Genomic DNA, 10,747 nt, shown 5'->3' on the forward strand with positions numbered 1-10,747 from the left:
GGATAGGTCATGAAAAACGTGTTTAAAAAGGTCGGTGCCTTTGTGTGCCAGACCTGGGTGTGGACGCTGTTACTGCTGCTGTCGATTGCCCTGCTGGTGTGGTGGGTGGGGCCGCTGTTGGCGGTCAATGAGCATAAATTCTGGGCGGACGCCACGGCGCGGCTGTTGACCATCAGTACGCTGTGCCTGATCTGGGGCCTGACCATGGTCTTTCTCAGTTGGCGGGCCGGGGTGCGTAAAAAAGAGGCCGAAGACAACGACGTCGGCCAAGAGCGCGAGCGCCGGGAAGCGCTGATCAATGCCAGCCATAAAGAACTGCGCGCACGCTTCAAGGACGCGTTGCGCACACTCAAAACCTCCAGCGTGTACCGAGGTCGCAGCGAGCGCTGGCGCGATGAACTGCCCTGGTACGTGCTGATCGGCCCCAAGGGCAGCGGTAAAACCAGCTTGCTGGATTTTTCGGGGCTGGATTTTCCGCTCAATAAAATTGATCGCAAGCTCACTCGCGACACCAGCGGCACCCGTGATTGCGATTGGTATTTTGCTGAAAACGGCGTGTTGATCGACACCGCCGGGCGCTTCCTTACCCAAGACGCCACCCACGCCGATGCCAACGGCTGGCGCACCTTGCTAGACCTGTTGCGCAAGCGCCGACGCGAGCGCCCGCTCAATGGCGTGCTGGTGACCTTGCCGGTTGATGCACTGTTTTCTACCGATGAAACCCGTTTGTCTGATCTGGCCGAACAGGTTCGCCTGCGTCTGCAAGAAGTGCATCAAACCTTGCACATCGAGGTGCCGGTGTATCTGGTGCTGAGCCAGGCCGACAAACTGATGGGCTTCACCGAGTTCTTCGAGCAACTGAGCCGCGAAGAGAGCGACCAGGTGTTTGGTGCCAGCTTTGGCGAAGGGCAGAGCGGTGCCGATGTGGCGTTGTTGCGCGCCGAGTTCGAAGCGTTGTTGGGACGTCTCAACAGCCAGGTCATCACGCGCATGCACCAAGAGCGCGACAGTCTGCGACGCGGGCGCATTCTCGATTTCCCGCATCAACTGGGCAGCATTGGCGAGCGGTTGTGCCTGTTTGTCGACATGGCGTTCACCGGCAATCGTTACCAGCGCGCCAGCCCGCTGCGCGGCTTTTACCTGACCAGCTCGCCTCACGTTAAACAAAAACTGAACCCGACCACCGCCGATGTCGGTGCACGGCTGGACATGAAAGCCCAGGTGCTGCCGACCTTGCACAGTGGCCGCTCGCACTTTGTCCATCACCTGTTAAGCCGGGTTATTTTCCCCGAGGCAGAACTGGCGGGGCTGGATAAACGCGAGCGTCGGCGCCTGCACTGGGGGCAGCGCGGCATGTACGTGGGCGCGCTGGCAGTACTCGGTGGCGTAGGTCTGCTGTGGACAGCAAGCTTTTCGGCCAACCATGAGCGGCTGGACACACTGCGTGAACTGGCCCAGCAATCAAACCGACAGCGCTCACTGTTGAGCCCGCGTGATGATGCCCGGGCCATTCTTGGCACGCTCGACACGCAGTACGCCGCGACGCGGGTGTTCCCGTCGTTGATTGACGTGTCGCTGCATGAACGCACGGGTTTGTATCAGGGCGGCGTCAGTCACCCGGTGGTGACCCAGGCCTACGAGCGCGAGCTTCAGGCGCAATTGCTGCCCCGTGTGGCTCAGCAACTTGAAAGTCAGATCCGCGCTAACCTCAACAACCGCGACCGCCTGCTCAACAGCGTGCGCGCGTACCTCATGCTGGGCATGCCCGAACGTCGCGACAATGCCTGGCTCAAAGCGTGGGTGGCCACCGACTGGTCGGCGCGCTACCCCGGCAATAGCGCCGTGCAGAATGGGCTCAACCAGCACTTTGGTCGGTTGCTCGGCCTCACGCTCAACTACCCGCTCAACGACACTTTGATCGCCCAGGCACGTCAGGCCTTGCGCAGTGAGTCGCTGGCCTCAGTGGTGTATCGCATGTTGCACGAGCAGGCGCACACCTTGGCACCGTACAGCTTTGATCAGCATCTGGGGCCGCAAGGCAGTGTGTTCAGCGGCGCGGGTTATGTGATCCCGGGGTTCTACACCCAACAAGGCTACAAGCAGTATTTCTCGGTGCAGGGCGCGACGCTGGTCAGTGACATCCTGCGTGACAACTGGGTACTGGGCGAGGGCAATACCCTCAGCGCCATGGACCTGCGCAAACTGATGGTCGAACTTGAACAACTGTACTTTCGTGATTACGCCACGCACTGGAGCGAAGCGGTCGGGCAGTTGGCGCTACAGCCTTTCAACACCGCCCGTGAAGGCGCCGAGCAGTTTGCCGGGCTGACCTCGGCCAACTCTGCGGTGCTGCATTTGCTGCTCCAAGTGCGAGAAAACACGCGCTTCCCAAGCGTGGCTGAGGCCCTTGAAACCCTGCCCGAGGCAGCCGAAAAAGCCACACAAGTCCTGGGCGCTGTAGCGGCAAACGTACCGGATACTGCCAAAAAAGCTTTGCAGCGCCGCTTCGAGCCTTTGCACCGTTTGCTGGATGAAAACGACGGCCCGGCCGCCGATCTCATTCCTGCTTTGCAGGGGCTTAACGACGTGCAGCTGCAACTGGCCGGCCTGGCCCGTGCCAGCACACCGGACCAGGCCGCCTTCGACATGGCCGCTTCGCGCATGACCGGCCAGCGCGATGCCCTGAGCCAACTGCGTCAGGCGTCGCAACGCTTGCCGAGCCCGCTCAACGGGTGGTTTAACGGGGTGACCGAACAGACCTGGCGTCTGGTGCTCAGCGACACGTATCAATTTATCAACCAGCGTTATCAGCGCGAGCTGTACGGTTTTTACGTGCGGGCGATCAAACAGCGTTATCCGTTTAACGCCCATAGCCACAGCGACGTGGCCCTGAATGATTTCCGCGAGTTCTTCCGTGGGCAAGGCATCAGTGATCGCTTTTTCGATACCTACATGCGGCCTTTTGTCAGCGGTGAGGCGGGTAATTACCGTCTGCGCAGCATGGACGGGCAAGGCTTGCCGATGGCCAGAACCTACCTGGATCAAATGGCCGCGGTGCACGTCATTCGCCAAAGCTTCTTTGCGCAAAACCCGGCAGAGCCGCAGGTGCAGTTCACCCTCGAACCCTACAACCTGGACTCCAGCGTCAGCCGCTCCGAGTTTCGCTTTGGCAACCAGTCCATCGAATACCGGCATGGTCCGATCGTTCCGGTGACCTTGCAGTGGCCCACCGAAGCCGAAAACGGCCGCACCAGCCTGGTCATGGAAAAAACCGTCGGGCGCCCTGTGGGCATCGAAAAAAGCACCGGGCCCTGGTCGTTGTTCCGCTTGCTGGACCTGATGCAAACCGACTACCTGAGCGGGCGCGATGTGATGGTGCTCAAGGCCGATGTGGGCGGGTTGCGCGCCAACTACCTGCTGATGAGCCAGCGCACACCCAACCCGTTTGATATGGACGTGCTGCGCAGCTTCCGTCTGACCGAGCAACTGTGATGGTGCCAGCACTGCCATGGCGCAGCGCGGCGTGCACCGATCAGGGCAAGGTCCGTGAGCGCAATGAAGACGCCATTCTCGATTGCCCACAGCAAGGGCTGTGGGCCGTGGCCGATGGCATGGGCGGCCATCGGGCGGGCGACATCGCCAGCCAGATGATCGTCGCCAGCCTGGGGGAACTGACCCAGGTGCAAACCTTTGACCAGCGCCTGGACGCCGTGCGCCAGTGCCTGCACTGGCTCAACCGGCGCATGGGCCAGGAACTCACCGTCAGCGACCAGCATGCTGACAACCTCATGGGCAGCACCGTGGTCGCGTTGCTGCTGGAGGGCCAGCGTGGCGCCTGTGTCTGGGCGGGCGACAGCCGTTGCTACCTGTGGCGTGGGCGGCAGTTGTACCAACTATCGCGGGACCATTCGTTGCAGCAACAACTGATGGATGAACACGCCATGAGCAGCGAGCAGGCGCTCGCCCAACCCGGCGCCCGTGCCCTGACCCGTGCCATTGGCGCCAGCGAGCATTTGAACTTGAGCGTGGTCGAGCTTGAAGTGCTGCCCGACGATGTGTTTTTGCTGTGCAGCGATGGCTTGTACCAGAACCTCAGCCACAGCGAGATGGGCAACGCGCTGAGCCTTATCTCACCGCAGGTGGCGCTGGCGCGATTGTTTGACGGCGTGCTGCGCGGTGATGCGCGCGACAACATCAGCGCCGTGGTGATCCGCCAATGAGCGCATTGCCAACCGTGCTCGGCGGGCGTTACTGCATCGAACGTTTATTGGGCGCGGGTGGCATGGGCACGGTGTATCGGGCGCGTGACCTGCTTCAGGAACAGTTCGGTGACCCGCAGCCTTACGTCGCCCTTAAAGTGCTCAGCGAAGCTTATGAACAGTCACCGGATGCCAGCGCCTTGCTCTTCAACGAGTACGCGCTGATGCGCCATTTGCACCATCCCAACGTGCTGCGTATCTACAGCTTTGACGTCGATACGACGCACCAGCGGGTGTTTATGGTGATGGAGTTATTGCACGGCCCGACCCTGGACCGTTTGTTGTGCGAGCGCCCGTTGGGGTTGGGGTGGTCTGCGTTACAGGAGATCGCCTTGCCGCTGCTCGATGCCGTGGCGCACGCCCATGAACGCGGCGTGCTGCACGGCGACCTCAAACCGAGCAATGTGTTGCTGAGCGAAGACGGCGTGCGCTTGTTCGACTTTGGCCTTGGCCAGGCGCAGGCCGGAACGCTGGACGGCTTGGCGCCAGTCAGCCGAAGCCGCGTCAACGCCTGGACACCGGGGTATGCCGCGCCTGAAATCCTTGAAGGTGCGGCGTTGACCTGCGTTGCCGACGTGTATGCGCTGGGCTGTTTACTTTATGAACTGGCCAGCGGCAAACACCCGTTCAACCGAAAGCCTGCCAGCCGCACGCGTCTCAAGCGCCCCCAAAACCTGCCCCGCCACGCCTGGTGCGCCGTGCGCAAAGCCCTGGCATTGGACCCAACCAAACGCACCATCAGCGCCGCCCAATTGCGAACAGCCCTGGCAACCCAACCCGGTTTTTTCGCAAAACTCTTGTAGTCGCTGCCGAGGAACGAAGGCTGCGATACGGGCCCCGGACAGCCGCCTGGGGTCGCTGCGCAACCCATCGCAGCCTCATGCTTCGGCAGCGGCTACAGGGCTCAACCGGCTTTTGTAGTCGCTGACGAGCCTGCGAGGCTGCGTCCGGCGACGGAGTCGTCGTAAAACCAGCTTACGCGGTGTGTCAGGTAAACGGAGTTTTCTGCATTGACGATCGCTGCGCACCCCATCGCAGCCTCATGCTTCGGCAGCGACTACAGGGCTCAACCGGCTTTTGTAGTCGCTGACGAGCGTGCGAGGCTGCGTCCGGCGACGAAGTCGTCGTAAAACCAGCTAGCGCGGTGTGTCAGGTAAACGGAGTTTTCTGCGTTGACGATCGCTGCGCAATCGGACGTAGCCTCGCAGGCTCGGCAACTGCTACGGGATTTTCGGCGGCCCTTTTACCCCAACAAACACAACTTCTGCGCCCTGGTGATCGCTTGTATGCGGCTGGTGACGTGCAATTTGCTGAACAGGTTTTTCAGGTGCCATTTCACGGTCTCTGCCGAGATATCGAGGCTGCGGGCGATTTCTTTGTTGGCCTGGCCTTGGGCAATCAAACGCAAAATCTGCAACTCGCGCTCGCTCAAACTCGGCTCGCGGCTGTCGAGGTCTTCGTTGCCAATCCGCGGATCGAGGTTTTCCTGCAGGCCGCGCAGGTAGTGCGCAACCTCACCCCGAGCCGTTTTCACCATGGCTTCAAGCAACATCGGCATAGCGTCACCGGCATCCAGCACACTGCGCCGCAAATGTTGCCGACACGCCAGGTTAAGTAACGGTTGCAGGGTGTTGACGGCACCGGCCTGATCGCTTGGCCATAACGCACACGCCAGCGCAGCGCGGCTGCGGACGGCGCGCAACAGTTGGCCCTGACGCTCGTCGTCTTGCAGCAGGGCTTGCCACAGGGTGGCGGCCAGGCTCCAGTTTTTTTGCGCCGCTGCGATATGGCAATGCGCTTCAGTGCGTGCACGGGTGATCTCGGCATGTGCCCGCTGCGGGTCCAGCGCCTCGAACTGCGCCTGTAACTCCAGCGCCTGCGGCAGTTGCTCACACGCCAGGTGGATGCGTATTTCCTCCACCAGCAGCCAGGCTTGCAAACGGGGCCAGCGGCGCAGTGTTGCCAGTTGCTGCGCATGCTCCAGCAGGTAGCGTGCCTGCGTCGGCTCGCCCATCAGCAGCGCCCGGCGGGCCAGGCTGGCGTAGGCGCCAAACAGTGCGTCCAGCGGGGCGTTGGTATCGATCTGGCTCAAGCGCGGCGTCACCAGTGTTTGCAGCGATTGCCACTCACCGCGCTCGTACAGCACTTCGCCCAAGAGTGCCGCCAGCGTCGCGCTGCCACTCGATTGTGGGCCGGTGAGGTCTTCGGTTGGGGTCAGCGCCAAGCGGTAATACTGCTCGGCACTGTGCAAATCGGCTTGCCGGAAGTGGCTTAGGCCCAGCACAAAGGCACGGTAAACCGTCACAAAGAGGTTGTGCGAGGGCGTGGTCGGGCACGGCATATGGCGCTGTACCGCTTGCGCCTGAGGGTAATGGCCTTGGGTCATGTAGCCATAACTGAGGATGTTGCAGATCAGCCCGTCGACCCAGGTATCGCCGCACGGCACCTGCGCCAGCAACGGCTCAACGCATTCGATGCTTTGGCTGATATTTTCAGCGAAGGCCTCGGTAATGGCGCCGATAACCTGGTATTTGATGGTCAGCCGCGAGCAGGGCTGCGGCGTGTTGAACAACGGCCGCAAGCTGTCGAGCAAGCCCCTTGAAGCCGCGAAATGAAAATGATGGCCCAAGGCCCACGCGAGGTTCAGTTGCAGGTCGATGCGCTGCTGGTCCAAGGGCAGGCTGGCGATCTCGGGCATCTGCTGCAACCAGCGCACCAGCGTCTCGACATCGCCTTCTTCGGCCAGCGACTGCGCGCCCTGATGGGCACAATCGCTGCGGCTGCCCAGTTGGCCCGCGGCCAGCGCATGGCGAATCGCTTCGGCCCAATACTGGTGTTTAGCCAGCCAGTTGCTGGCGCGCTCATGCAAGTGCACTACGTCAATATCGCTGTGCTGCAAGCGCTCGCTCAGGGTCTCGACAAACAGGGCGTGGTAACGAAACCAGTGGCCCTGACTGTCCAGCGAAAACAAAAACAGATTGTGCCGTTCAATCTCGGCCAGCATGTCATCCGCGTCGTCGTGCTCGGTTACGGCATTGCACAGCGACGGCGTGAGGCGCCCGAGGATCGAGGTTTTTAACAAAAATTCTTGTAAGCGCACCGGCAGCGGCGCCAGTACCACGTCGTACAAATAACGGCCGATCTGCCGGCTGCCCAGGTGCATGCGGTTGAGGTTGCGCAACGGATCGCTGGGTGCCAATGCGGCCATTTGAATCCCGGTGATCCAGCCTTCCGTCAGGCTCAGAACCCGCTGCAACTCGGTCGCAGGGAAGCGCTGAGGGTTGGCGCTGGCCAGATAGCTTTGGGTTTCTTCGACGTTGAAACGCAGGGCGTTGGTGTCGATTTCAAGCAACTGATTGTGCGCCTGCAAACGGCTCAGCGGCAGCGCCGGAACACTGCGGCTGCCCACCAGCAAGTGGAAACAGTCGGGGGCATGCTGCAACAGTTGCTCAAGGTCGCTGACGATGCCGGGGTGGTTGAGCAGGTGCAGGTCATCGAGCACCAGGTACAAGGCGTTTTGCCGGGGCTGCATCAGGTTGATCAGTTCGCGGATAAACCGGCTGTCGGCCAGCGCGAGGCTCTCGGTCAGGGCCGCCACCGGCTCCAGCGGTTCGCCACTGGCCTGGCTCAAGGCCGCCAGCACATAGCGGCGAAAGGTCTGCGGGGTGTTGTCCTGCTGATCCAGGCTGAGCCACGCCACGCTGTGGCCCTGCTCCAGCAAATGCTGGCGCCACTGCCCCAGCAACGTGGTTTTGCCAAACCCGGCGGGCCCGCACACCAGCGCCATGCAGCGCTCTTGCATCAGGCTGACTTTTTCCAACAGGCGTGTCCGTGCCAGCACCGTACGCGCCGAGCGCGGCGGTACCAGTTTGGTGCCGATCAGCGGTAAGCCGTGGTCAAGACCAAAGGCCGTGTGGCGCTCGATCGGGTTGGAAAAATTGGCCTGGGTCATTGTTGTTATACATCCCTCTAGCGTTTGGATGACGCCGTCCCAGGGGGGCTCAAGAGTACCCCCCGGGGGAGTGAGTGGCGCCCCCCCATCCGGGTAGTTATGGCTGCGACTTTAGACTCTTACCGTAAGGGAACGCCATCGTCGATCACTACAAGGTGTTCGATAAACCCAATAAAAAAGCCAAGACAAGAGGGCGAACCCATGTCGCTTAGCAAGTCAGAACTGCTCAAGGCCTACCGCAAAATGCGCGAAATTCGCGTGTTCGAAGAACGCCTCCATCAAGAGAACACAACGGGTGATATCCCCGGTTTTATTCACCTTTACTGCGGTGAAGAGGCCATTGCGGTGGGGGTGTGCGAGAACCTCAAAGACACCGATTACATCGGCTCCACTCACCGTGGTCACGGCCATTGCATTGCAAAAGGTTGCGACATTCACGGGATGATGGCAGAAATTTTTGGCAAGGATTCTGGTCTGTGCCGAGGCAAGGGCGGCTCGATGCACATCGCCGATTTGAGCAAAGGCATGCTCGGCGCCAACGCCATTGTCGGTGGCGCGCCACCCCTGGCCATCGGTGCGGCTCTGACGGCAAAAACCTTGGGTAACGGCGGCGTGGCCGTGTCGTTCACCGGTGATGGCGGTTCTAACCAGGGCCTGGTGTTCGAAGCCATGAACATGGCCGTGGTGCTGCAACTGCCGGTCATCTTCATGTTTGAAAACAACGGTTTCGGCGAAGCCACCGGCCACGACTATGCGGTGGGTGGGCGCAACATTACCCAGCGCGCGGCAGGCTTCGGCATGCCGGCGGTCAAGGTGGATGGCACGGACTTCTTTGCGGTGTACGAGGCGGTGAGCGAGGCCGTCGAGCGGGCGCGCAACGGTGGCGGCCCGACCGCCATCGAAGCCATTGCCCATCGCTGGTACGGGCACTTTGAAGGTGACCCGATGCTGTATCGCGCAGACGGCGAAGTCGAGCGTCTGCGCCATGAAAGCGACCCTTTGAAAATCTTCAGTCAACACGTTGCCGGTCAAATCTCCCCAGAAGAACTGCAAGCCATCGACGACGAGGTCACGGCCTTGGTTGATGACGCCGTGGCCAAGGCCCGCGCAGCTGAGTTCCCTGCGGTAGAAAACCTGCTGACCGACGTTTACGTGTCTTACTGAGGAGTTGAACCATGGCAATTCGTACTTATCGTGAAGCGGTCAAAGAAGCCCTGGCTCAAGAAATGGCGCTCGATGATCGTGTGGTGCTGATCGGCGAAGACGTGTGCGGCGGTCAGGCCGGTACTGCCGAAGTGGGCAGCAAGGGCGAAGCGTTCGGCGGCGTGCTGGGCGTGACCAAAGGCCTGTGGACCGAGTTCGGTTCGTCGCGGGTGATCGACACCCCGATCACCGAGTCGGCGATTATCGGCATGGCGGCGGGCGCGGCCATGACCGGGCTGCGGCCAGTGGCCGAGCTGATGTTCATGGACTTTTTCGGCGTGTGCCACGACATGCTCTACAACCAGGCGGCCAAGTTTCGCTACATGTTCGGCGGCAAGGCCAAAGCGCCGATGGTGGTGCGCGGCATGATCGGTGCGGGCTTCTCGGCAGCGGCGCAACACTCGCAGTCGCCGTACCATATTTTTGCCACCACGCCGGGCCTCAAGGTAGTGGTGCCGTCGACGCCTTACGACGTCAAAGGCTTGTTGATCCAGGCGATCCGCGACGACGACCCGGTGGTGTTCTGTGAACACAAAGCGCTTTACGACATCAAGGGCGAAGTGCCTGAAGAGCCCTACACCATCCCGTTCGGCGTGGCCAATTACACACGTGAAGGCACCGACGTGACCATCATCGCGCTGGCGGCCATGGTCCACAAAGCCAACCAGGTGGCCGACAAACTGGCCGCCGAAGGCATCTCGGTTGAAGTGGTCGACCCGCGCACCGTGTCGCCGCTGGACGAAGACGGCATTCTGGAATCCGTGACCTCCACTGGCCGCGTCGTCATTGTCGATGAGTCGGCGGCGCGCCTGGGCTTTGCCCACGACCTGGCCGCCCTGATCGCCACCAAAGCGTTCTACCAGCTCAAGGCGCCGATCATCATGGTCACGCCGCCCCACACGCCCGTACCGTTTTCGCCGGTGCTGGAACAGGCGTGGATCCCGAGTGTCGACCGCATCGAGGCCGCCGTACGCAAAGTGATGGAGGCCTGACCATGAGCGAGATCAAAATCATCGAGGTGCCTAAATGGGGCCTGTCGATGGAAGAGGGCACCCTGAACAACTGGCTGATTGAAGAGGGTGACAGCTTCAAACAGCATCAGGAACTGTGCGACATCGAGACCAGCAAAATCTCCAACGTGCTGGAAGCGCCGTTCGACGGTGTGCTGCGGCGTAAAGTGGCGCAGCCGGGGCAAACCTTACCGGTGGGCGGGTTGCTGGGCGTGGTGGCCGATGCGTCGGTGAGCGATGCCGAGATTGACGCCTTTATCGCCCAGCGAGGTGTTGCTCCAGCCGCTGCGCCAGAGCAGCCAGTCGTGGCCGCTACAGCGCCC

The 10,747-nt window shown here is 61.3% G+C and carries 7 protein-coding genes; 6 read left to right on the forward strand and 1 reads right to left on the reverse strand.

Annotation, left to right across the window (positions count from 1 at the left end):
* Nucleotides 1-9 precede the first annotated feature (9 nt).
* The 3 genes from tssM to GHO41_RS19910 are packed head-to-tail and all read left to right on the forward strand — an operon-like array spanning nucleotide 10 to nucleotide 5,062.
* Entirely contained in the window at nucleotides 10-3,492 is a 3,483-nt protein-coding gene (gene tssM, locus GHO41_RS19900) for a type VI secretion system membrane subunit TssM (protein ID WP_153434434.1), read from the forward strand.
* Nucleotides 3,492-4,220 (forward strand): PP2C family serine/threonine-protein phosphatase, encoded by a 729-nt coding sequence (locus GHO41_RS19905; RefSeq protein ID WP_153434435.1) that lies wholly within the window; start codon nucleotides 3,492-3,494, stop codon nucleotides 4,218-4,220. The genes tssM and GHO41_RS19905 overlap by 1 nt, the downstream gene beginning before the upstream one ends.
* The gene (locus GHO41_RS19910; protein WP_153434436.1) at nucleotides 4,217-5,062 is read left to right on the forward strand and encodes a serine/threonine-protein kinase; all 846 of its coding nucleotides are present in this window, start codon (nucleotides 4,217-4,219) and stop codon (nucleotides 5,060-5,062) included. The genes GHO41_RS19905 and GHO41_RS19910 overlap by 4 nt, the downstream gene beginning before the upstream one ends.
* Nucleotides 5,063-5,502: 440 nt before the next feature.
* Here GHO41_RS19910 and GHO41_RS19915 read toward each other — a convergent pair whose 3' ends face one another.
* On the reverse strand, nucleotides 5,503-8,211 hold the full coding sequence (locus GHO41_RS19915; RefSeq protein ID WP_153434437.1) for a LuxR C-terminal-related transcriptional regulator: 2,709 nt from the start codon (nucleotides 8,209-8,211) through the stop codon (nucleotides 5,503-5,505).
* A 201-nt stretch (nucleotides 8,212-8,412) separates the two neighbouring features.
* On the opposite strand from GHO41_RS19915, the gene GHO41_RS19920 reads away from it, so the two are divergent.
* The 3 genes from GHO41_RS19920 to GHO41_RS19930 all read left to right on the forward strand — a co-directional run.
* Nucleotides 8,413-9,375, forward strand: a complete 963-nt coding sequence (locus GHO41_RS19920) for a thiamine pyrophosphate-dependent dehydrogenase E1 component subunit alpha (protein ID WP_153392123.1) — start codon at nucleotides 8,413-8,415, stop codon at nucleotides 9,373-9,375.
* An 11-nt stretch (nucleotides 9,376-9,386) separates the two neighbouring features.
* Nucleotides 9,387-10,406 (forward strand): alpha-ketoacid dehydrogenase subunit beta, encoded by a 1,020-nt coding sequence (locus GHO41_RS19925; RefSeq protein WP_048367731.1) that lies wholly within the window; start codon nucleotides 9,387-9,389, stop codon nucleotides 10,404-10,406.
* Between the two features lie 2 nt (nucleotides 10,407-10,408).
* The coding region (locus tag GHO41_RS19930) for a biotin/lipoyl-containing protein (protein WP_305977938.1) at nucleotides 10,409-10,747 on the forward strand (339 nt) is incomplete at its 3' end.

The sequence above is a fragment of the Pseudomonas sp. FSL R10-0399 genome (assembly GCF_009600165.1).
Lineage (GTDB): Bacteria > Pseudomonadota > Gammaproteobacteria > Pseudomonadales > Pseudomonadaceae > Aquipseudomonas > Aquipseudomonas helleri.

Bases quoted from the DNA above. Each gene is read 5' to 3' on its own strand.
- tssM (WP_153434434.1), top strand. From the start codon at position 10: ATGAAAAACGTGTTTAAAAAGGTCGGTGCCTTTGTGTGCCAGACCTGG.
- GHO41_RS19905 (WP_153434435.1), top strand. From the start codon at position 3,492: ATGGTGCCAGCACTGCCATGGCGCAGCGCGGCGTGCACCGATCAGGGC.
- GHO41_RS19910 (WP_153434436.1), top strand. From the start codon at position 4,217: ATGAGCGCATTGCCAACCGTGCTCGGCGGGCGTTACTGCATCGAACGT.
- GHO41_RS19915 (WP_153434437.1), bottom strand. From the start codon at position 8,211: ATGACCCAGGCCAATTTTTCCAACCCGATCGAGCGCCACACGGCCTTT.
- GHO41_RS19920 (WP_153392123.1), top strand. From the start codon at position 8,413: ATGTCGCTTAGCAAGTCAGAACTGCTCAAGGCCTACCGCAAAATGCGC.
- GHO41_RS19925 (WP_048367731.1), top strand. From the start codon at position 9,387: ATGGCAATTCGTACTTATCGTGAAGCGGTCAAAGAAGCCCTGGCTCAA.